The organism is Cryobacterium sp. TMT1-62 (assembly GCF_004403145.1).
GTDB classification, from domain to species: domain Bacteria; phylum Actinomycetota; class Actinomycetes; order Actinomycetales; family Microbacteriaceae; genus Cryobacterium; species Cryobacterium sandaracinum.
The window spans coordinates 34,333-56,383 of sequence record NZ_SOGZ01000036.1 but is presented as its reverse complement, the minus strand read 5'-3'; the positions used below and the strand labels follow the sequence as shown (position 1 = coordinate 56,383).

Sequence of the window (22,051 nt, the reverse complement as noted above, 5' to 3'; positions counted from 1 at the left end):
CGGCGAAGCGACCGGGGAGCCGCCCGGGGCGGCTACCGCGGGCGGGCGGCGTCCAGCCGCGCGGCAGCGAGGCGCTCGGCGGCGGCGAGCGTTGTGATGCCTTGCTCGCGGGCATCCGTGAAGATCTGCGCGACGACATCGCCGATCGCGGCGACCCGCTCGGTCACGACGGCCCGGTCGGCGTTCGGCTCCGAGGCCAGGGCCAGGTAGATGACGCCGCCGGCGTTCACAACGAAGTCGGGTGCCCAGAGGATGCCCCGCGCGTCCAGCTGGGCGGCACCCTCCGGCTGGGCGAGCTGGTTGTTGGCGGCCCCGACCACCCCGAGCACATTGAGTTCACCGATCACCCGGGCGGTGAGCACCCCGCCGAGCCCGCAGGGCACGAACAGGTCGGCCGGCACGTGGTGCACCTCGTCGACGGGGACCCAGGTCGCGCCGAGGCCGGCGGCGACCTGCTGCTTGCCCAGGTTGACGTCGCTGACCGTGAGGCGTGCCCCGGCGGCGGCGAGCTCGCCGGCAAGGCGGCCGCCGACCTGGCCGAGGCCGGAGATGACGATGTGCCGGCCGGACACCTCGCGGCTGCCGAACAGGGCGTCGAGGGTGGCGAGCACGCTGGCGTAGACCCCGGCCGCGGTCGCGTCGGCCGGTTCGCCCACGCCCCCGCTGGCGGCCGGGAGACCGCAGACGTGGTCGGTGCGTTCCTTCACGATGGCCATCGACTCGGCGTTCGTGCCGACGTCCTCGGCCGTCATGTACGCGCCGTCCAGACTTTCGATGGCGTCGCCGAGGTCGAGCATGACGTCACGCCGCTCCGCCTCGCTCAACTCGGTGCCGAGCGGCACGTGGATCACGGACTTGCCGCCGCCCAGGTTCAGCCCGGCGGCCGCGTTCTTCAGCGTCATGGCCGCGGACAGGCGCAGGGCGTCGGCGACGGCATCCGTCCAGTTCTCGTACTGCCACAGGCGGGCGCCGCCGAGGGCCTGGCCGAGCCGGGTGGAGTGCACGGCCACGGTGATCACGAGGCCCGAACGGATGCCGGTGGTGATCAACACGCGCTCGTGCGTGAATGGGAGGCCGATCAGGGCATCCAGCGAGGTGGTGGGGTGCGTGAGCGTCATGGGGTGGTTCTCCTCGCTGGTCGGCCTTGTGGGCTGGCTGTGCCGCCGCGATCGTGACGCGTCGACTGCACCAGAATAGCCGCGCGACTCCCCGACTGCGCGTCGTGACCGGCGGCGCGTCAGCGCTTCTCGGCCGGACCCTCCTGCACGGGGATGGTCGCGGTGAACTCGGCCGCCCGCGCCTTGGCGTTCTCGTCGCCGGAGAACAGCCCGATGGGCGCGGTGACGGGGTGGGCCGACGGCGCGGCGCGCGCGGGAACCTCCGCACGCGGGGGTTCACGCCGCAGTTCCATCCGTCCCACCGGCAGTGCCTCGGGGTTGTGCGTGTTGAGCCAGTCGATCAGGTTCTCGCGCACGAGGCAGCGGAGGTCGAACAGGGTGGGAGCGTCGGCGGCGGAGACCAGCACGCGCACGCGCACGAAGCCGCCCACGGCATCCGTCACCTGGAGTACGACCACGCGGCCGTCCCAGAGCTCGGTCTGCGCGACGATGCGGTCGAGTTCCACGCGCATGCCGGCTGGGTCGACACGCCAGTCGAGGTCGAACTCGACCGCGCCGAGCAACTCGCTGTTGTGCCGGGTCCAGTTCTGGAACGGGTTGGTGGTGAAGTAGGTCGACGGCAGCACCATGCGGCGGTCGTCCCAGATGTGCACGACCACGTAGGTGAGGGTGATCTCCTCGATCTTGCCCCACTCGGTCTCGACGATGACCACGTCGTCGACCCGCAGGGCGTTGTTGAAGGCCAGCTGGATGCCGGCGAACACGTTCGCGAGAGTGGACTGCGCGGCCAGGCCGGCCACGACGCTGAGCAGACCGGCTGAGGCGAACAGGCTCGCGCCCAGGGTCGCGGCGCCGGGGATGCTGAGCAGCACTGCCCCGATCGCGCAGATGACGATCACGACGACGCCGATGCGCCGCAGCATCCGCAGCTGGGTACGCACCCTTCTCGCGACGCGGTTGTCGCGCACGTCGATGCGGTAGCGGGCGGCCGCCACCTCCTCGAAGAAGTAGAGCAGCGCGCAGACCAGCCAGGTGGACGCGGCGATGAAGAGGGCCCGGAAGAAGAAGTCGACCAGTCGTTCGATCCCCTCGGAGGTCTGCAGGAACAGCGTGTTAACGGTCCAGATCGCGCCCACCAGCAGCGTCAACCGGAACGGCACCCTGACCAGGCCGACCAGCGTGCGCGCCCAGGCTTCCTTCCGGCCCACCACCCGGAAGACCAGGGCGACGATCGCCGTGATCGCCACCGCGGCCACGACCGCGACCGCCAGGGCGACGAGGTAGCCGGTCTGGATGAATCCCTCGAGGTCTGGCACGGCGTTCCTTCCTGCCGGGACGGGTCTGGCGAAGCCACGGTTCCTTCAATCGTGCCAGATTCCGTGGCCGCACCGGGGCTGCCCCGATGAACGCCTAGTGGAAGAAGTGGCGCTCCCCGGTGAAGTACATGCTGACGCCGGCATCCGCGGCCGCCTGGATGACCTCGGCGTCGCGCACGGAGCCGCCGGGCTGCACAACAGCGGTGACGCCCGCGTCGAGCAACACCTGCAGGCCGTCCGCGAACGGAAAGAACGCGTCCGAGGCCGCGACCGAGCCGGCCGCCCGGTCGCCGGCCCGCAGCACCGCGAGGTGGCAGGAGTCGACCCGGTTGACCTGGCCCATTCCGACGCCCACGGATGCCCCGCCGCGCGCCAGCAGGATGGCGTTCGACTTCACGGAGCGGCAGGCCTTCCACGCAAACTCGAGGTCCGCCCGGGTGGCCGCGTCGACCTCGTCGCCGGCCGCGAGGGCCCAGGTCGACGAGTCGAGGTCGTCGAACGTGTCGGACTCCTGCACGAGCAGGCCGCCAGAGATCTGGCGCAGTTCGAGCGAGGATCGGTGGTAGTCAACCGGAAGCTCGAGCAGGCGGATGTTCTTCTTGGCGCTGAGCAGCTCGAACGCGGCCGGTTCGAAACCCGGGGCGACGAGCACCTCGGTGAAGATCTGACTGACGGTCTCGGCCATACCGAGGGTGACCGTGCGGTTGGCCGCGATGACGCCGCCGAACGCGGAGATCGGGTCGCAGTCGTGCGCGCGGTGGTGCGCGGAGGCGATCGCGTCGGGCGCCTTGGGGTTGGCGACGGCGATGCCGCAGGGGTTGGCGTGCTTGATGATGGCGACGGCCGGTGCGACGAAGTCGTAGGCGGCGCGCACGGCGGCATCCGCGTCGACGTAATTGTTGTACGACATCTCCTTGCCGTGGCGCTGCACGGCCTGCGCGATGCCCTGTCCGCCCTCGCCGAGGTAGAGGGCCGCGGCCTGGTGCGAGTTCTCGCCGTAGCGGAGCACCGCACTGCGGGTGGCCTCGATGACGAGGGTCTCGGGAAACGGCATCTCCTCGGAGAGGGCGTCGCCGATCACGGCGTCGAACTCCTCGAGGATCTCCTCGTCGAGGGCCGCTGCGTCATCCTGCCACTGGTCGTAGACGTTCTCCGTGAACCAGGCGGAGACGCTCAGGTCGTAGCCGGCGGTGTGCTCGAAGGCGAGCGAGGCCAGCTTCTGGCGCAGCGTCAGCGGGGTGCCGCCGGCCTCGACGGCTGCGATGATCTCGTCGTAGTTGTCGGGGTCCACCACGATGGCGACGTTGGCGTGGTTCTTGGCCGCGGCGCGCACGAGGGCCGGGCCGCCGATGTCGATCTGCTCGATCACGTCGGCCGGGACCGCACCCGACAGGGCGGTCTCGACAAACGGGTACAGGTTCACGACGACGAGCTGGAATGCGGCGATGCCGAGGTCGGCGAGCTGCGCCTCGTGCGCCTCGAGGCGCAGGTCGGCGAGGATACCGGCGTGCACTCCCGGGTGCAGGGTCTTGACCCGGCCGTCGAGGGATTCGGGGAAGCCGGTGACGGCGGAGACATCCGTCACGTCGTGGCCGGCGGCGCGGATGAAGGCGGCCGTTGAACCGGTCGATACGATTTCGACGCCGGTCGCCGCGAGAGCTGCGGCCAGTTCGACCAGACCCGTCTTGTCGCTCACCGAGATGAGGGCGCGCTGCACGGGCACGACGTCGCGGTGGCGGTACAGGCTCGGGGCGTTAGTGGGACCGCTCATATGTGGGGATACTCCTTGAGATCGACGTGTCCGTTGGCGATATCGAGCACGGCCTGCACCAGCAGGCGACGCTCGACGATTTTGATGCGGTCGTGCAGGGATGCCTGGGTGTCACCGTGCAGCACCGGCACCCGTTCCTGCGCGATGATCGGTCCGTCGTCGACGCCGGTGTCAACCACGATCAGGCTGGCGCCGCTTTCGGCGACCCCGGCGGCGAGCGCGTCACGCACCCCGTGCGTCCCGGGGAATTCGGGCAGGTAGGCCGGATGCGTGTTGAGCAGGTTCGGGGTCAGCGCCGCCACCACCCGGGGCGGCAGCAGGCGCATGAAGCCGCTGAGCACGATGAGGTCGGCGTCCCACTGCTGGATCTGCGCGAGGAGCTCGTCGCCCCAGGCCTCCCGGGACGGATGCGACGTGTACGGCACCGTGAACGTGGAGATGCCGTATTCCTCGCCGAGCACGAGCCCGTCGGCGTCCCGGTCGGAGCCGATGGCCACCACGCGGGCCGGGTATTCGGCGGCGCGGCAGGCCTCGAGCAGGGAGCGAAGGTTGGATCCCCCGCCGGAGATCAGTACGACCAAGTTCAGCACGGGAGAAGCCTACCGGCGAGGGAGCGCGTCGCGCAGCCGGCCGAGGAGACGACCGACCCCGGTATCCCCACTGCGCGCCGCACGTGAAGCGGTTGCCGGCTTCGTGCCCGGCTTTGTGCCCGGCTTCGTGCCCGGCTTCGTTCCCGGCATTTCGCCCGTCGCACCGCGCCCGGAGCCGTTCTCGCCGACCGTGGGCGCGGGAGTCAGGAGACCGAGGCAGGCCGCGATGCCGACCTCGAGCGCGACCAACGCCCCGACCAGCAGCGGGTTCGGGCCGACCTCGACAAGACGGCCCGGGCCGAGAGCTCCGCCCGACCACCAGGCCAGCAGCCCGAGCAGCACACCGGCGACGAACCCGGTGCCGAGGCCCGTGAGGAGCCGTTCCGAGATGGAAGGAGGGACATCCGCGGTCGCCCGCTGCCTCAGGATGACGGCGGCGAGGAAACCGACCAGCAGCGGCACGAGCAGGCCGACAAACCCGAACGCCAGGCTGCCCTGCGGCAGCACGCCAAGGATCGGCAGGCCCGGTACGGCGCCGAGCGAGGTGCCGACCGGGGACACGCTGGTGCCCACGCCTACCGCGATGCCGGGTCCCGCAAACCAGGCCGCGGCCCAGATAACCAGGTTCGGGATCAGCGAAAGCTGCAGGAGTGTGAGCGCGATGCCGCCCAGGACGCCTGCCTGCACGGTCTCGTAGAGTCCGATGATGGTGGCGTAGCTGGTTAGGATCAGCACGAAAACGGTGATCCCGGAGACGCAGAGGATACCGGCGGCCGCGGCCGTTCCGCTCCGCAGCGCCGCGGCGGCGCCCGCGCGCACCGCGACCGGGAGCAGGCCGGCTGCGGCGCCCATGTTGCTGGTGTTGCTGCTGGTGTTGCTGGTGTTGCTGGTGTTGCTGGTGTCATTGAGGCCGTGGACGCTCTTGCCGGCGCTGCTGCCGGCGCCGGAACCGCTGACGCTGGCGACGTTGCCGGCGCTGTCGGCACTGCTGCCGGTTGCGCCGCGGCCCGCGCCCCGGACGACTCCCGGGAGGCGGCCGGGCAGACCGGGGATGCTGCCGATCAGGCGGTCCAGCTGACCCTGGCCGGCGCCGATCAGAACGCCGGCGGCGAAGATGAGCGGAGGCAGAACCAGACCCTGTACCGTCTGGGGGCGCACGGCATCCGTGCCGGTCGACAGCACGAGCAGAGCGGTCAGCAGCGCGTAGCCGGCGATGGCGCCCGTCACCCCGACCCAGCGGTAGGGGGTTTCCGCCGCCCGGCGGCCGGTGCGCAAGCCGAAGAGCACGGCCATCAGCGCGAAGCCCAGCAGTGCGATCGTGATCGGGAACGCGGCGTCCGAGCCGGGCAGGTTCAGGGCGGCGACGAGAGTCGGGTCGAGTTGGACGACCAGGTCGACGCCGTTGCCGACGAGCCAGACGTCGACCGCGGCACGCCAGAACACAAGCCAGTTGACGGCCATGTCGAACTGCGTGGCCCACAGAACCGTGAGCGGAACGAGCGCGATGCCGACCCCGATGGCTACGACAATGAGCGCGTCGAGCGCGGCAAGCAGGGCGGTCGTTAAGCGTTTCATCCGATCGGAGCCTACCGTTTCCGCCGCCCCGGCTCCCCTGCCCCCCGCCGCGCGGTGACGAATTCGACGGAGATTTTGCTCGATCCAGGCTGGAACAGATATTTCGGTCCGGTTCTGACCAAAATCTCCGTCGAATTCGTTCGGGCCCCGGGCACGGCAGAGGCAGGGCGGCAGAGGCACGGCAGGCGGCAGGCAGAGGCACGGCAGGCGGCAGGCAGAGGCACGGCAGGCAGGCTCGTCGGCCGCGGCCGACAACGCGACAGGGCCCGCCTGGTGAGGCGGGCCCTGTCGTTCGGTGCTTGTGCAGCGATGCCGGTTACAGCGCCGCGAGAACCTCACGCAGCAGGGTGGCGGTCGCGCTCGGCGTCTTGCCGACCTTGACCCCGGCGGCCTCGAGGGCCTCCTTCTTGCCCTGGGCGGTTCCGGCCCCGTTGGAGACGATGGCGCCGGCGTGGCCCATGGTCTTGCCCTCGGGGGCGGTGAAGCCGGCTACGTAGCCGACAACGGGCTTGGTGACGTGGGCCTTGATGTACTCTGCCGCCTTCTCCTCGGCGTCGCCGCCGATCTCTCCGATCATGACGATGGCGAGCGTCTCGGGGTCAGCCTCGAACGCCTCGAGCGCGTCGATGTGCGTTGTGCCGATGATGGGATCGCCGCCGATGCCGATGGCGGTGGAGAAGCCTAGGTCGCGCAGTTCGTACATCATCTGGTAGGTCAGGGTGCCCGACTTGGAGACGAGGCCGACCGGGCCCTTGCCGGTGATGTTCGCCGGCGTGATGCCCACGAGCGCCTCACCGGGGGTGATGATGCCGGGGCAGTTCGGACCGATGATGCGGGTCTTGTTGCCCTTGGCGTTGTTGTAGGCCCAGAACTCGGCCGAGTCCTGCACGGGCACACCCTCGGTGATGATGACGAGCAGCGGGATGCCGGCGTCGATGGCTTCGATGACGGCGTCCTTGGTGAAGGCCGGCGGCACGAATGCGATGGAGACATCCGCGCCCGTCTTTTCGATCGCCTCGGCAACCGTGCCGAACACGGGCAGCTCAACGCTGCCGTGCACGACGGTGGTGCCGGCCTTGCGAGCATTCACGCCGCCGACGACCTGGGTGCCGGCCCTCAGCATGAGGGCGGTGTGCTTGGTGCCCTCACCGCCGGTGATGCCCTGCACGATGACCTTGGAGTCCTTGTTGAGGAAGATTGACATGTTCGAAAATCCTTTACTTCGCGGCGTGGGCGAGTTCGGCGGCCTTGGCGGCACCCTCGTCCATGGTGGCGGCCAGTGTGACGAGCGGGTGGTTGGCCTCGGTGAGGATGCGACGGCCTTCCTCGACGTTGTTGCCGTCGAGGCGCACAACGAGCGGCTTGTTGGCGGCGCTGCCCAGTTCGGCGAGCGCGCCCACGATGCCCTTGGCCACAGCGTCACAGGCGGTGATGCCGCCGAAGACGTTGACGAACACGGCCTTGACCTGCGGGTCACCGAGGATGACGTCGAGACCGGCGGCCATGACCTCGGCGGATGCTCCGCCCCCGATATCGAGGAAGTTGGCAGGCTTGACGCCGCCGTGGTTTTCGCCGGCGTAGGCGACGACGTCCAGGGTGCTCATCACGAGTCCGGCGCCGTTGCCGATGATGCCCACTTCGCCGTCGAGCTTGACGTAGTTGAGGTCGTTCTCCTTGGCCTTCGCCTCGAGCGGGTCGGCAGCGGCCGCATCCTCGAGGAGGGCGTGCCTCGGGTGGCGGAAGCCGGCGTTTTCGTCGATCGTGACCTTGCCGTCGAGGGCGATGACGTCGCCCTCTTCGGTCAGCACGAGCGGGTTGACCTCGACCAGGGTCGCGTCTTCACCGGTGAATACGTTGTAGAGCTGCACGAAGACGGGTGCGACCTTGTCGACGAGGTCGGCCGGGAACTTCGCGTCGACCGCGATCTGACGGGCCGTGTTCAGGTCGATCCCGGCAATCGGGTCGATGGCCGTGTAGGCGAGCGCTTCGGGCTTCTCGACAGCGAGAACCTCGATCTCCACGCCACCCTCGTAGCTCGCGAGCGAGAGGTAGGAGCGGTTGGTGCGGTCCAGCAGCACGGAGAAGTAGAACTCCTGCGCAATACGGGCTCCGCCGGCCACCATGACCCGGTTGACGGTGTGGCCCTTGATGTCGAGTCCGAGGATGGCGCGCCCGGCGGCTTCAGCGTCGTCGGGGGTCTTCGCCACCTTCACGCCGCCGGCTTTGCCGCGGCCGCCGACCTTGACCTGGGCCTTGACGACAACAACGCCGCCCAACTTCTCGGCCGCGGCACGCACCTCCTCCGGAGTGTCCGCGATGATGCCCGGCAGAACCGGGACTCCATACTGTTCAAACAGGTCTCGTGCCTGATATTCGTAAAGATCCACGCTGCTCTTCCAATCCGCGTCGTAGCGTTCCTGCAAGGTCTTGAGGGGCAAGGGCACGGATGCCCGCGCCGCAGATAGCTCGACATCAAGACATACGTACCATTTGAAACTCTATCGGTCCCCGCCGACATCGCGAACACGCCGTGCGCCGCACGTCGGTCGCCGTGAAGTTGCCGCCGTGAGGCAAGCCAGTCCTTGCTGGCGCGGCGCGCATCCGCCTGCTTGGATTCAGTCATGACTGAACCCGAACACGGCGTCGATCCCCACTCCGCCGACCATGCCTCGCGCCTGAACTGGCTGCGGGCCGGCGTGCTCGGAGCCAACGACGGCATCGTGTCGGTTGCGGCCTTGGTGGTCGGCGTCGCGGCGGCGACCACGGATGCCTCGGCGATCCTGATCGCGGGTGTCGCCGCCCTGCTCGCCGGCGCGATCTCGATGGCCCTGGGCGAGTACGTCTCGGTGAGCAGCCAGCGCGACACCGAGCGCGCCCTGATCGCCAAGGAGACCTGGGAACTCGAGAACATGCCCGAGCAGGAGCTCGCCGAACTGGCCGACCTTTACCAGGCAAAGGGGCTCACCCCCCGGACGTCGAAGCAGGTGGCCCTCGAGCTGACCGCGCACGACGCCCTCGCCGCGCACCTCGAGGTGGAACTCCACATCGGCGCCGACGAGCTGTCGAACCCGTGGCACGCCGCCTACGCCTCCGCCATCGCGTTTACGGTCGGTGCGAGCCTGCCACTGCTGGCGGTGCTGCTGCCGCCGCCGGAGTGGCGCCTTCCGGCCACTTTCCTCGCCGTCGCGATCGCCCTGGTCATCACCGGCTGGCTGAGCTCCTACCTCGGCGGCAGTCCGAAAGCCCGCGCGATCTCCCGGGTGCTCGTCGGCGGCCTGCTCGCGCTCGGAGTCACCTGGGCGATCGGCTCCCTGCTCGGCACCGCGGTCTGATCGGCAACGCGGTCTGATCGGCACCGCGGCCGGATCGGCAACGCGGTCTGACCCTCCGGGCCCCCGTAGGCTGGAAGCATGGCAATCCAGCAGAGCAGTCGGTCCAGTCTCCTCCTCGCGGCGGGACTCGACGCCGCCCTGGTGCTGGTCTTCGTGCTGATCGGCCGGGCCAGCCACCAAGAGGATATTCTCGGCACCCTGATCACCGGGCTGCCCTTCCTTGGCGGTCTCCTCGTGGGCTGGCTCGTCATGCGCGCCTGGCGCAGCCCGCAAAAGATCGTCTGGACAGGCACCGGAATCTGGCTCTTCGCCGTCGGCGTCGGGATGCTGCTGCGCACCGTGAGCGGGCAGGGAACGGAATTCAGCTTCGTCGTCGTGGCGACCGTCGTGCTCGGGGTGTTCCTGCTCGGCTGGCGCGGGCTCGCGGTGCTCCTCCGCCACCGGCAGGCTCGCACCCGCGCCGTCGCGTAGCCGCTCCGTCGCACGTACGCTCGCCGAACGGTGAGCAGAGCTCCTCTCCCCACGGGCCACAGGGTTGAGGAGCCGAACTCACGGCTCGGCGAGTCTCTCGAGTACGCGGCGCTTCAGCGTCTCCGGCCTGAACGAATTCGACGGAGATTTTGCCAGAAACGGCCCTGATTACCCTCGAAAAGCCGTTTTTCAGGAGAATCTCCGTCGAATTGGTTCGCCGCGGGCACGGCGCTCCTCCGGGGGTGAACGGCGCCACGCGGTGCGGTCGGCTCTGATCTTCCGAGAGCGACAGAACCAATCGGTTTGACGAGGCCGGCTACTCCCGGGGTCCGGGCTCGCCGGGCTCGCCGGGCTCCTCGGTTCCCCGGTCGTCGTCCTCGTCGTCAAGCTCAACCGGGCGCTGGTCGGCGTCGATCATCCACACCGCATCTCCGTGCTCGGCGAGCGGCACATCCTTGTCGAGGGTCAGTTCGATGTCATCGATCTCGCGGTCTTCGTCGAGTCCGTCGCTCGTCGCATCCGCTCGCCGCGGCCAGAGTCCCTCCGGGTCGCTCGCCATGATGACACCTCCAGCTTGATGGGAGCCGCCCCGTTTGGGCATCCCCGCGGCGGCAACGCTACGCTCCCGAGCCGCAAGCGACAAGGAAGGGCATCCAGGCAGGGCGACAGGCCCCGCGCCCGCGAGCCCGGTCAGGCCGACGCTGCCCGCAGGCCCGACGCTGCCCGCAGGCCTGGCGTGGCCAGCAGCGAACCGTCGCGCAGCACCGCCAGCACATCGATCGGGAAAGCCTCCGTGCTGCGGTCCAGTGCCGCCTGCCCGCCGGCGACGATGGCCGTGGCCAGCACATCCGCGGTCACGATGTCCCGGGCGAAGACGGTGACCTGGCGGTAGGGCGACACCCCGCCATCGACGGTGGTCCAGATGTGGTCGCCGCGCTCCGCGCTGCCCGAGGTGGCCACGGCCCGCACCGGCAGGGTCAGCGGCACCGTGGCGAGCAGGGTTCCTCGGTCCAGAGGGTCGACGATCCCGGCCGACCAGCCGAGGCCGGGCGCCCGGTCACCGCCGACGAGGATGTCCCCGCCTGCGTTGAGCGACCAGCCCCGGGCTCCGATTCGGTTCAGCAGGTCTCCGGCCTCCGCGATCGCGAGGCTCTTGACGATGCCGGACAGGTCGATGGCGCCGTCGGCGCGGTGCGGGGTGAAGACCCCGTCGGTGCGGTCCCGCCACGCCAGGGCGAGCGCGTAGCAGTCGCGGAGTTCGTGCCCGGCCTGGGTGAGCCGCAGCTCGCCACGGTTGACGCGGCTGAGCTCCGACCCCTCCCGGTGCAGGCTGAAGCGTTCGTTCCAGCCTCGGAACACCTCCACGACCGCGTTCCGGGCAGCAGCCAGGCGGGCGTCGTCGTGCGGGGCGGCGCCGTCACCGAGACGGATGCTGATGACGGTCCCCGTGCTCAGGGCCGTGATCGCCGTGTGACCGGCCACCGCGCTACAACTGTGCGGCATCGAGGGCTGCCTGGAGCGAACGGAGGTACCCCTGGGTCGTGTACGTCGCGCCGCTGACGTTCGCCACGTTGGCGGACTGCGCGGCGAGCACCTCGTCCCGCAGGATCGGGGCCGCCCGGTTGCTGATCTGGACCGACTTCCGGTCGTCATTGGTCAGCTGCAGCGGGGTGACCATGGTGATCGTGCCGTTGTCGATGGTCACCGACACCTGCATCGGGCCGAACCGGGTCTGCACGGCTGAGCCCTCGAACGTGCCGGTGACGCTGGTGGGCGCGAGCGCCTCGGCGACAGGTGCCGACGCGTCGATCGTGGTCGTCGCACCGCCCGTGCCACCACCCGTCGAGGACACGCCCGTCGTTTCGTTGGACGGCGGCCTCGTCAGGGTCGTCGTCAGCGTGGCCTGCAGGGATTGCACGGCGGGGGCTCCGACGAGCCAACCCACCGACAGAACGGAAACGGAAGCCAGGGCGGCCGCAGCCGCTGCTCGAATTCTCACCAGTCAAACCTTTCGAAATGAATCTGTCGCGGGGGAAGGCCGGCCGAGCGGGCATCCCGCACGACCTCATCAGTCCACCGCCGTGGACCACAGACATACACGTCCGCGTCACGCAGCCGCGGCACCAGGGTCAGCAGGTTCACCGGGCCCGCCACCGCGTCGGCGGGCAGCCAACTCCCCACACCCGGCGGCCGCTTCCCCACGATGACGCGGAACTCCGCACCCCGCGCCCGGCACAACTCGGCGAGTTCGTCGGCCAGGTAGCTGTCTGCGAGCGTGTGGGAGCGCAGGATGACCGTGGCCTGCCCGGGCAGGAAACTCGCCGTCTCCAACAGGGAGCGGATCGGGGCGACGCCGATACCGGCGGCCACGAGCACGATCCGCGGTGACGTTCTGGCCCGGTCGGTGAACAGTCCGTATGGGCCCTCGACGCTCACCCGGGTGCCCCGGCGCAGGCCGCCGAGCGCGGCAGAGGCGTCGCCAAGGGAGCGCACCGTGATGCGCAGGGAGTTGCCGGTGGGCGCGGCCGAGAGGGAGAACGGATGCGCCTGCCACCAGAGCCCGGGAGTCCAGAACCGCCAGATGAAGAACTGCCCGGCGTCGGCCTGAAGCCGGGCCAGGCGGTGGCCGGACACACGGATCGAGACGACGCCGTCGGCGACCCGGTCGACGCCCTCCACCCGCAGCCGGGCCCTCAGCGAGCGGACGACCGGCAGGATGACCCGGAAGACGAGGATCGAGCCGGCCACCCCCACGTACAGGGCCAGCCAGTAAAACCACTGCGGCGAGCCGGCGACCAGGAGGGCCCCGACGGTGAGCTGGTGCGGCAGCGACGCCAGCACGGCCACGTAGGAGAGCAGGTGCACGATGTGCCACACCTCGTACGGCAGGCGGTGCCGAACGATCACGATCGAGCTGACGACCACCAGCACCAGGAGTCCGAGGCCGATGACGGCCAGGAGCATGTCCGGCAGCACGGTCAGCATGCGCCACACCTCGGCGACGACGCTGATCTCGCCGGCCAGCGCGTAGCCCACGATCAAAAGCCCGGCGTGCGCGAGGATCAGGGAGAGCGCCGGCTTACCGAGCGACTGGTGCAGGGCCATCGCACCGTCGTGGCCGAAGGCCCGGTCGATGGCGGGCAACCGTGCGGCCAGCAGCATCATGATCAGGAGCAGGTCTGTGCCGATCAGTCCGGCCAGCACGCCGAGGGAGGTGAGCACGTCTGCGGGGGTGGCGAAGCGGGCAGCGCCGCCATCGGCCAGGAACAGGGCGATGACGAGGGCGACGGAGACGGTACAGAGAACCTGCAGGGTGTCAGCCAGCCGCATCCGTTGCCGGTATTCGGGGCGCACACGCGGCGCGGGAGCAGTGCGCCGACGCGGCGGGGTGGTGCGGGTGTCGATGCTCATGCGAAGAGCCTCGCGAGCGTACCAATCGACGGGCTATCGAAAAGCTGGGAGCAACCTGTGCAGTTCCTAAGCGTTCAGGGGTGGACGCTGTCCACCGAGCCGACGCGAATGCTGCCGGGCGAGGCCGCGCGCCGCGAGCACGATCAGCACCGCGACCACGCCGCCGAGCGCGGTTTCCACCACCCGGTCGACCAGCAGCGTCGGCACGGCGACCGGGTCGGCCAGGTGAGCCACGGTCAGCGCCAATGGCGTGACGAACAGCAGGGCGGCGCCGTAGTGCCTGCCGATCAGGATTTCCGCGCCGAACTGGCCGATCGCGATCACCGCGATCAGCACCCAGACGGATGGCCCGGGCAGCAGCACGAGGGCGGTCACCGCCACTCCGAGCGCGGTACCGATGATGCGGTGCACCGCCCGGGAGATGGAGTGCGCGGCACGGGGCGGCGGGAGCACGGCGACCACGCTCACCACTGCCCGGTAGGGGTGCCCGATGCTCACGAAGAGGGCGAGCCCGCCGGCCAGCAGCACGCCGACCTGGTGCTGCAGGATGGTGAGCCACACCTGGACGTCGCGGAACGCGGCCGGTCGCAGCAGCGGCGTGCGCGGCAGCTCCTTGAACAGGTCGCCGGAGCGGTCTCCGACCAGGCGCCGAAACGCCCAGCCGGACATGGTGAGCAGCCAGGCCAGCGCGGCGCTCGTCACTGCCACCAACAGGCGCGGCAGCATCTCGTCGACCGGCGCGGGCACCTGCGCACAGACCAGGTAGGCGAAGACGAAGAAGATCGGCGTGCCGGGGAACAAGCCATACGTCGATGCCAGCAGGATCCCCGCCGTGATCACGAGCAGGAGCCCGAGCACCAGGGCCGGCAGGGTTGCCTCGGCCACGCTCATCACGAGCCCAGCGGCGACGCTGACCAGCAGGAAGGCCGCGGCGACGCTGACCGTGCGCGCGCGAATCCGGTACGGCTCGCTCCGGCCTTAGAGCGACGTCATCGCCCCGAACGACGCGTAGGCGGCCCAGTCGATCCGGCCCAGCAGAACGAGAACGACGAGTGGCACGACCACGGCGATGCTGGCCCGGGACGCCACCTCGAGGTCGAGGGCGCGCACCGATTTCACGCGTTCGAGCAGGGTCTCCGGTCTGCCCGGGCCCGGCGCGCCGGGACCCGCGGCACGCGGCTCCGCCACTAGAGCTTCTCGATCGGCGCGATCTTGATCAGAAGCTTCTTTGCGCCCGCCGTGTCGAACTGGACGTGCGCGATGCGCTTGGTGCCGTCACCGGTGACCTGGTTGACGCGGCCGTCGCCGAAATCGACGTGACGGATGCGGTCGCCCTGCATCAGGGTGAGGTCACCGTTGTCGCGCACCTGGCTCGGCACCCGGCTGGCCCATTCGGTCTTCTTCTTCGGCGCGGGCGGCAGCGCCTGCGGGTCACCGCGCCCCGCGAACCCGCCGCCGAACCCGTCGCGTCTCGCGTTCAGCGCCCGGGGCTGGGTACCGCCGCGGGAGTTCGCCATGCCCGGGGACTGCTTCCAGTCGATCAGGTCGACGGGGATCTCCTGCAGGTAGCGGCTGGGCATGGCCACGTTAATGTCGCCGAACTGGGCCCGGGTCATCGCCAGGGAGAGGTAGAGCCTCTGGCGGGCTCGGGTGATGCCCACGTAGAACAGGCGCCGCTCCTCGGCGGGCCCGCCGGGCTCGTTGGCCGACATCTGGTGCGGCAGCAGGCCCTCCTCCACGCCGGTCAGGAACACGGCCTCGTATTCGAGTCCCTTCGCCGTGTGCAGGGTCATCAGGGACACCGTTCCGGAGGCGTCGTCGAGGTCGTCGGCGGCGGCGACCAGGGACACCTGGGTGAGGAAGTCGACCAGCCCCGAGTCGGGGTTCTCCTTGTTGAAGTCCTTGGTCTGGGCGACGAGTTCCTCGATGTTCTCGGCGCGCGCCTCGTCTTGCGGGTCGCGGCTGCCTCGCAGCAGGCTGAGCAGTCCGCTGCCATCGAGCAGGAACGTAAGCAGCTCGGACACGTTCGCCGTGCCGGCCGGGTTCTCCGGGTCGAGCTTCAGCGCCGCCTCGTCGAGCAAGGTTGCCAGCTTCAGGATGGCCCCGGTCACCTTGGGGCCGAGGCCCAGCGATGCGCAGTCGCGCATCGACTGCCGGAAGCTGATCTGGTTCGCCTCCGCGAAGCTCGCCAGCGCCGTCTCGGTGGCCGGGCCGATTCCGCGCTTGGGGGTGTTCAGGATGCGACGCAGCGCCAGTTCGTCGTTCGGGTTCGCGACGGCGATCAGGTATGCCAGCGCATCCTTGATCTCAGCCCGCTCGTAGAACTTGGTGCCGCCGACGACCCGGTAGGGCACCGCGGAGCGCACCAGGATTTCTTCAAGCGCACGGGTCTGCGCGTTGGTGCGGTAGAACACGGCCATGTCGCGGTAGGCCATGCCGGCGCGGTGCAGCACCTCGATCTCGTCCGAGACGAACTGGGCCTCGTCGTGACCGGAATAGGCCGTGTAGCCCACGATCTTCTCGCCGTCGCCGCCCGCGCTCCACAGTTTCTTGTCTGTGCGGTCGAAGTTGTGGCCGATCACCGCGTTGGCGGCCGAGAGGATGTTCTGGGTCGAGCGGTAGTTCTGCTCGAGCAGGATCACCCTGGTGCCCGGAAAGTCGCGCTCGAACTCGCTGATGTTGCGGGTGTCCGCGCCTCGGAAGGCGTAGATCGACTGGTCGGAGTCGCCGACCACGGTGAGCGAGGCTCCCGGGATGCCGCCGGAGGCGTCGCGCAGGTTGCGCACGTGCACACCGGTCGCCTCCATCTCCTCGGCCAGGTCGGGCTCGACGGGACGGGTCAGCTCGCGCACCAGCGAGTACTGCGCGTGGTTGGTGTCCTGGTATTCGTCGACCAGGATGTGGCGGAACCGGCGCCGATAGAGGGCCGCGACCTTCGGGAACGCGCGGAACAGGTAGACCGTCTCGCCGATCAGGTCGTCGAAGTCGAGGGCGTTGGCCGCGCGCAGCCGATGGGTGTACTGCCGGAAGATCTCGACGAACATGACCTCCTGCGGGTCGCTCATGTTCGCGTTGCGGGCGTAGGAGTCGGCGTCCGCGAGCTCGTTCTTGAGCTTGGAGATCTTCGCTGACGCATTACCGGGCGTGAAGCCGAGCGTATCGGCGTCGAGGGCCTTGATGATGCGCTTGAGCGTGACCTTGGTGTCGGCCGAGTCGTAGATGCTGAACGTGGCGGAGAGGCCCGCGCTTTCCGCTTCGCGGCGCAGGATGCGCACGCAGGAGGAATGGAAGGTGCTGATCCACATGCCGTCGGCCCCCTGGCCGAGGATCGCCCGCACCCGCTCCCGCATCTCCGCCGCGGCCTTGTTGGTGAAGGTGATGGCGAGGATCTGGCTCGGCCAGGCCTCGCGGCTCTCCAGCAGACTGGCGATGCGGCGGGTGAGCACGCTGGTCTTCCCGGAGCCGGCGCCCGCGATGATCAGCAGCGCCGGTCCGCGGTACAGCACGGCCTCGCGTTGCTGGGGGTTGAGCCCTTCGAGCAGTGGACTCTCTCGGTCGCGCGGAGCCGCTCCGTCCAGGATGATGGGCACCGCGGAGGGGACCTGGCGGGCGGGCGTGTGGTCCGGGTCGAAGAGGGTCGTCATATCGCTCCCAATTCTAGGTGCTGCGTCTGACACCGCCCCGGTGCGGGGCAGCGCCCCGGTCAGTCCTCCGCGGCCAGCTCGTCCCGCACGAGCACCGCCAGGTCGGGGTGGTCGGCGAAGACCCCGTCGATCCCGGTGCCGAGGATGGTGCGGAACTCGGCCTGCCAGTTTCCGAAGTCGGCCCGCAGCCGCCCACGGCGGAACGTCTTCGCAAGGTACCGGTTCTCCGGGCGCAGCGTCCAGCAGTAGATCTCCAGGTCCGCGGCGTGCGCGGCGTCGACCAGGTCGGAGGCGCCGGAGACGTGACCATCGGCATCCGTGGCCAGGATGAGGGATTTGGGCACGCTGATCCCGTCGACCGTGCCGCTCAGCCCGTAGAGCCCGGTGTCGGAGAGGTAGTCGGCGTAGCGGGGCGCTTTCGGCCCGAGCAGCGCGACCTCGTCGGCGGGTTTGCCGCGCGCCTCGAGCAGGAAGACACGCTTGCCGTAGATGCCGCGCGCGTAGACCTTGTCGAGGAGGCTGCGCTCGAAGCTCTCGATGGTGAGGCGGCCGTCGCCGGCGTTCCAACCGGCGTCGTTGACCTCGGCGGCGAACAGCTCGTCGAGCGGAAGCCCGATCGACTCGAAGTAGGTGGCGTGCTTGAGCTCGGCGACGACGCCGATGGGCCGGCGCACCCGTCCGGACAGCCGGTCCATCAGCTTGAACACGTCCCGCAGGCGCAGCAGGGGGAACCGGTCGTCGAAGGTGGCGCTTGCCTTCCGCACTTCGGGCAGGCGCTCCCGGGCGCGCAGGGTGCGCAGCTCGGCCCAGGTGAAGTCCTCGGTGAACCAGCCGGTGAGCCGGATGCCGTCGATCACCTTGGTCGCCCGGCGGCCGGCGAACTCGGGGTGCGCTGCGACATTCGTCGTCGCCCCGATCTCGTTCTCGTGGCGCACCACCAGTACACCGTCGCGGGTGGCGACGATGTCAGGCTCGACCGCGTCCGCGCCGAGAGCGACGGCCAGTTCGTAGGCGGAACGGGTGTGCTCTGGTCGGTAACCGCTCGCCCCGCGGTGACCGATCACAATCGGCTGCATTTGCCAACCCTACGCGTGCAACTGCCAGAATCGAGGCGATGACACCCTGGACCGTTCCACCGACCCGCCTGCACCGGTGGGGCAGCTACCGCGCCCGCTACGCGACCGGACTGACGCTGGTCGTGCTCGGGGTGCTTGCCACGAACTTCACCAGTACCTACAGCCTGTTCTTCCTGGCCATCGGCCCGCCCCTGCACGTGCTGGGCTGGCTGATTCTGCCGGGGGCCCTGTGGCGGCGGCTCACGGTTCTGGTTCCGGCCCTGCTGTGCAGCATCCTGCTGCTGGGTGGAGCCGATTTCAACGGTGTCTTCGCCGTGCTTCTAGCCTGCTGGCTGCTCGTGCGGCACCGCCCGTGGTTGAGCTACCTGGCCCTGATCCCGTCGATCACGATGAGTTTCCTGCTCAAGGACGCGCTGAACAATTACGACCAGAACTGGGTCGGTTATCTAATCGGTTTCATCACCACGGCGGCCTCCTCCTGGCTCGCCTGGTGGCTGGCCGGCTGGTCGGCGGGGCGCCGCCCCCGGTCACCGCGAGTCGCAAACCTGAATACGGCGGATCCCCAGCAGATCTGAATAGAATCTAGGAACCGTCCAGCACTTACCGGTGTTGGCTCCGCTACCTACCCACTTGATTGTGAGCTTCGGCAACCATGGCATCTTCCAACCCCGCATTCTCCCGAAACGCCGCGTTCGGCGCTCCTGGCGCCACTGCAGGTGGCAAGGTGCTCTCCGACAGCGACCTGCAGGGCATGTTCAACGCTCCCTCCGCCGGTTCACAGGACACCGACCGGATGAGCTACGACGACACCATCCGCAAGACGGTGCTCAGCTTCGCCTTGCTGCTGGTGACCGCAGCCATCGGCTGGCTGGTCACCCCGGTGACGATGCTGCCGCTCATCGTCGGCGCGATCGCGGGTCTGGTCCTCGGACTGGTCAACGCGTTCAAAAAGGAGCCGTCGCCGCCCCTGATCCTCGCGTACGCCGCGGCCCAGGGCCTCTTCGTCGGTGGCATCTCGATCGTCTTCGAGCAGATCTACCCGGGTGTCGTCACCCAGGCCGTGCTCGCCACGCTCGTCGTCGTCGGCGTCACGCTGGCCCTCTTCGCCAGCGGCAAGATCCGCGCCTCCAAGAAGGCCACCAAGGTCTTCATGATCGCCATGATCGGCTACGGCGTGTTCTCGCTGATCAACTTCGGCATGATGGTCTTCGGCGCGACCGACAACGCGTTCGGTCTTCGCAGCGCCGAGATCTTCGGCATCCCGATCGGCCTCCTGATCGGCGTCCTCGCCGTGATCATGGCCGCGTACTCGCTGGTGCTCGACTTCGACTTCATCCAGCGCGGCGTCAACAACCGAATCCCCCGCAAGTACGGCTGGACCGGGGCCTTCGGCATCATGCTCACCGTCGTCTGGCTCTACGTCGAGATGCTCCGCATCTTCGCCATCGCCCGCGAGTAGTACCCACCCCGCCGCACGACCGCACGCAGAAAGGGCCGCCCCATCGGGGCGGCCCTTTCGTCGTACTCACCCCCAAAGTTGCTTGTCCCTCAGCGATCGCGAGGCGGGGAGAGGGCGTGTCGCGGGGTGTCGAGTTATGGGCGGCGGATGCCGGCCCCGGAGCGAAGCGGAGGGTCCGGCATCCGCCGCCCATAGTTTGAGCTGAGGAGCGACACTCTTACTCCCCGCATCACAACCGGCAGCATTCCCCTACTCCCATTCGATGGTCCCCGGCGGCTTGGACGTGACGTCGAGCACGACGCGGTTCACCCCGTCCACCTCGTTCGTGATCCGGTTCGAGATCCGCGCCAGCAGGTCGTACGGCAGGCGGGTCCAGTCGGCCGTCATGGCGTCTTCCGACGACACCGGGCGCAACACGATCGGGTGCCCGTAGGTGCGGCCGTCACCCTGCACGCCCACGGACCGCACGTCGGCGAGCAGCACCACCGGGCACTGCCAGATCTCACGGTCGAGGCCCGCGGCGCTCAGCTCGGCGCGCACGATCGCATCCGCGTGGCGAAGCAGGTCGAGCCGGTCCTGGGTGATCGAGCCCACGATGCGGATGCCGAGTCCGGGTCCGGGGAACGGCTGGCGCTGCACGATCTCGGCCGGCAGTCCCAGCTCGGCGCCGATCGCGCGCACTTCGTCTTTGAACAGGGTGCGCAGCGGTTCGATCAATTCGAACTGCAGGTCTTCCGGCAGGCCCCCGACGTTGTGGTGGCTCTTGATGTTGGCGGTGCCGCTGCCGCCGCCGGACTCGACGACGTCCGGGTACAGGGTGCCCTGCACAAGGAAGCGGATCGGGTCTTCATTCGTTGCCGCCGCTTCCTTGATCAATTCGGCCTGAGCCTGCTCGAAGGTGCGGATGAACTCACGACCGATGATCTTGCGCTTGGTCTCCGGGTCGCTGACGCCCTCCAGCGCGGTCAGGAACCGCTCACGCACATCGACGGTGACCAGACGCACGCCGGTGGCCTTGACGAAGTCTTCCTCGACCTGACGGCGCTCGTCCTGGCGGAGCAGGCCGTGGTCGACGAACACGCAGACGAGCTGGTCGCCGATGGCCTTGTGCACGAGGGCAGCGGCCACGGCGGAATCGACTCCGCCGGAGAGCCCGCAGATGACCTTGCCGGTGCCGACCTGGGCCTGGATGCGGGCCACCTGTTCGGCGATGACGTTGCCGCTGTTCCAGTCGGCGGGGATGCCGGCGGCGCGGTGCAGGAAGTTCTCGAGCACGTTCTGGCCGAATTCGGAGTGCTTGACCTCGGGGTGCCACTGCACGCCGTAGAGCCGGCGCGTATCGTTCGCGAAGGCGGCGACCGGGGTGGAACTCGTGGACGCGAGCACCGAGAAGCCGGCGGGGGCTTTCGACACGGAGTCACCGTGGCTCATCCACGCCGTCTGCTCGGCCGGCTGCCCGGCCAGCAACGCGTTGCCGCTGTCGGTGACTCTGACCGGGGTCGCGCCGTACTCGCTCCGGCCAGTGCGGGCCACCTCGCCGCCAAGGGTCGTGGCCATCACCTGAAAGCCGTAGCAGATGCCCAGGATCGGGATGCCCAGGTCGAAGATGTCCGGGTCGAAGGTGGGGGCACCCTCGGCGTAGACGCTGGACGGCCCGCCGCTGAGCACGATGCCGAGCGGGTTCTTCTCCGCGACCTCGGCCGCGGTGATCGAGTGGGCCACGATCTCGGAGTAGACGGATGCCTCGCGCACCCGGCGCGCGATCAGCTGCGCGTACTGGGCACCGAAGTCGACCACCAGAACGGGGCGGGCACCGGTCGAGGCGCTCACAGCGGCGCTCACGAGCGGGCCTCGGCCCCAGCGGCAGCGGCAGACGAGTCGGCGTGCGTCGCCAGGAAGGCGTTGACCTCGCGCGCGACGCGCACCTCGAGGAAGAAGGACAGGGTAGGAATGATGCCTCCGAGTGCGATCAGCAGAAACTTGGGGAATGACCAGCGCATCAGGCTCCAGAGCTGGAAGTCACTGAACAGGTAGAGCACGTACAGCCAGCCGTGCACGATCAGGATGCCGGTGCTCAGGTTGAATGCGGTCACCGAGTCCCGGGCGACGAGGGCGATGATCCCGTTCGGGCCGCCGACTTCGATTTCGAGCTGCAGCACGAACTTCAGGAAGACCTCGACGCAGAGCAGCAGCAGGAAGACACCGGTGATGACCGAGGAAACCTTGTAGAGCCGGAGCGCACCGGGGATTTTGGGGATGTCGGCAGGCTTGGGGTCAAGTGGCATGGG

General features: G+C 69.1%; 21 protein-coding genes. 4 read left to right on the top strand and 17 right to left on the bottom strand.

The annotated features are described in order from the left end of the window. Positions 1-32: 32 nt before the first annotated feature. The 7 genes from E3T34_RS10925 to sucC all read right to left on the bottom strand — a co-directional run bounded on the left by E3T34_RS10925 (position 33) and on the right by sucC (position 8,757). Positions 33-1,118: a Glu/Leu/Phe/Val dehydrogenase family protein gene (locus E3T34_RS10925; RefSeq protein WP_134342990.1), complete on the bottom strand. Its 1,086-nt coding sequence runs from the start codon at positions 1,116-1,118 to the stop codon at positions 33-35. A 119-nt stretch (positions 1,119-1,237) separates the two neighbouring features. Beyond that, positions 1,238-2,434, bottom strand: coding sequence for a mechanosensitive ion channel family protein (locus tag E3T34_RS10920; protein WP_134342989.1), 1,197 nt, complete (start codon positions 2,432-2,434; stop codon positions 1,238-1,240). 94 nt (positions 2,435-2,528) lie between these two features. Further along, positions 2,529-4,205 (bottom strand): bifunctional phosphoribosylaminoimidazolecarboxamide formyltransferase/IMP cyclohydrolase, encoded by a 1,677-nt coding sequence (gene purH, locus E3T34_RS10915; RefSeq protein WP_134342988.1) that lies wholly within the window; start codon positions 4,203-4,205, stop codon positions 2,529-2,531. Beyond that, positions 4,202-4,795, bottom strand: a complete 594-nt coding sequence (gene purN / locus E3T34_RS10910) for a phosphoribosylglycinamide formyltransferase (protein WP_134342987.1) — start codon at positions 4,793-4,795, stop codon at positions 4,202-4,204. Before purN ends, purH begins: the two co-directional genes overlap by 4 nt. 9 nt (positions 4,796-4,804) lie before the next feature. Further along, positions 4,805-6,370, bottom strand: a complete 1,566-nt coding sequence (locus E3T34_RS10905) for a DUF6350 family protein (RefSeq protein ID WP_174843136.1) — start codon at positions 6,368-6,370, stop codon at positions 4,805-4,807. Between the two features lie 316 nt (positions 6,371-6,686). Then, the gene (sucD, locus tag E3T34_RS10900) at positions 6,687-7,574 is read right to left on the bottom strand and encodes a succinate--CoA ligase subunit alpha (RefSeq protein WP_104100903.1); all 888 of its coding nucleotides are present in this window, start codon (positions 7,572-7,574) and stop codon (positions 6,687-6,689) included. A gap of 13 nt (positions 7,575-7,587) precedes the next feature. Beyond that, positions 7,588-8,757, bottom strand: coding sequence for an ADP-forming succinate--CoA ligase subunit beta (sucC, locus tag E3T34_RS10895; protein ID WP_104171905.1), 1,170 nt, complete (start codon positions 8,755-8,757; stop codon positions 7,588-7,590). 234 nt (positions 8,758-8,991) lie between these two features. On the opposite strand from sucC, the gene E3T34_RS10890 reads away from it, so the two are divergent. Next, a complete protein-coding gene (locus E3T34_RS10890; protein ID WP_104171802.1) occupies positions 8,992-9,702 on the top strand; it encodes a VIT family protein in 711 nt (236 codons plus the stop codon). A gap of 78 nt (positions 9,703-9,780) precedes the next feature. Beyond that, entirely contained in the window at positions 9,781-10,173 is a 393-nt protein-coding gene (locus E3T34_RS10885; RefSeq protein ID WP_134342986.1) for a DUF3054 domain-containing protein, read from the top strand. A 316-nt stretch (positions 10,174-10,489) separates the two neighbouring features. Here E3T34_RS10885 and E3T34_RS10880 read toward each other — a convergent pair whose 3' ends face one another. The 8 genes from E3T34_RS10880 to E3T34_RS10850 form a co-directional block, all read right to left on the bottom strand. Further along, positions 10,490-10,732 carry a hypothetical protein gene (locus E3T34_RS10880; protein ID WP_134342985.1) on the bottom strand — a complete coding sequence of 81 codons (243 nt, stop codon included), beginning with the start codon at positions 10,730-10,732 and terminating at the stop codon, positions 10,490-10,492. A gap of 131 nt (positions 10,733-10,863) precedes the next feature. Then, positions 10,864-11,655 (bottom strand): FAD:protein FMN transferase, encoded by a 792-nt coding sequence (locus tag E3T34_RS10875; protein WP_241977395.1) that lies wholly within the window; start codon positions 11,653-11,655, stop codon positions 10,864-10,866. Positions 11,656-11,659: 4 nt separating this feature from the next. Further along, complete coding sequence (locus E3T34_RS15870; RefSeq protein ID WP_166785885.1) at positions 11,660-12,172, bottom strand: FMN-binding protein; 513 nt, start codon at positions 12,170-12,172, stop codon at positions 11,660-11,662. Continuing rightward, a complete protein-coding gene (locus E3T34_RS10865) occupies positions 12,169-13,584 on the bottom strand; it encodes a ferric reductase-like transmembrane domain-containing protein (RefSeq protein ID WP_233191398.1) in 1,416 nt (471 codons plus the stop codon). The genes E3T34_RS15870 and E3T34_RS10865 overlap by 4 nt, the downstream gene beginning before the upstream one ends. A gap of 66 nt (positions 13,585-13,650) precedes the next feature. Next, a complete protein-coding gene (locus E3T34_RS10860) occupies positions 13,651-14,475 on the bottom strand; it encodes an FUSC family protein (RefSeq protein WP_241977396.1) in 825 nt (274 codons plus the stop codon). A gap of 87 nt (positions 14,476-14,562) precedes the next feature. After that, complete coding sequence (locus E3T34_RS16545; protein WP_241977394.1) at positions 14,563-14,772, bottom strand: hypothetical protein; 210 nt, start codon at positions 14,770-14,772, stop codon at positions 14,563-14,565. After that, the gene (locus tag E3T34_RS10855; RefSeq protein WP_104100909.1) at positions 14,772-17,228 is read right to left on the bottom strand and encodes an ATP-dependent helicase; all 2,457 of its coding nucleotides are present in this window, start codon (positions 17,226-17,228) and stop codon (positions 14,772-14,774) included. The genes E3T34_RS16545 and E3T34_RS10855 overlap by 1 nt, the downstream gene beginning before the upstream one ends. A gap of 59 nt (positions 17,229-17,287) precedes the next feature. Further along, positions 17,288-18,304, bottom strand: coding sequence for a glycerophosphodiester phosphodiesterase family protein (locus E3T34_RS10850; RefSeq protein ID WP_134342983.1), 1,017 nt, complete (start codon positions 18,302-18,304; stop codon positions 17,288-17,290). A 38-nt stretch (positions 18,305-18,342) separates the two neighbouring features. On the opposite strand from E3T34_RS10850, the gene E3T34_RS10845 reads away from it, so the two are divergent. Together E3T34_RS10845 and E3T34_RS10840 are read left to right on the top strand one after the other, a co-directional pair. Then, a complete protein-coding gene (locus tag E3T34_RS10845; protein ID WP_134342982.1) occupies positions 18,343-18,879 on the top strand; it encodes a hypothetical protein in 537 nt (178 codons plus the stop codon). 77 nt (positions 18,880-18,956) lie between these two features. Continuing rightward, positions 18,957-19,763 (top strand): Bax inhibitor-1/YccA family protein, encoded by an 807-nt coding sequence (locus tag E3T34_RS10840; protein WP_104100912.1) that lies wholly within the window; start codon positions 18,957-18,959, stop codon positions 19,761-19,763. A gap of 249 nt (positions 19,764-20,012) precedes the next feature. Here the strand turns inward: E3T34_RS10840 and guaA are convergent, their stop codons facing one another. Continuing rightward, positions 20,013-21,605, bottom strand: a complete 1,593-nt coding sequence (guaA, locus tag E3T34_RS10835) for a glutamine-hydrolyzing GMP synthase (RefSeq protein WP_233191399.1) — start codon at positions 21,603-21,605, stop codon at positions 20,013-20,015. Next, positions 21,602-22,048 carry a DUF3817 domain-containing protein gene (locus E3T34_RS10830; RefSeq protein WP_134342981.1) on the bottom strand — a complete coding sequence of 149 codons (447 nt, stop codon included), beginning with the start codon at positions 22,046-22,048 and terminating at the stop codon, positions 21,602-21,604. The genes guaA and E3T34_RS10830 overlap by 4 nt, the downstream gene beginning before the upstream one ends. Between the last annotated feature and the right edge of the window lie 3 nt (positions 22,049-22,051).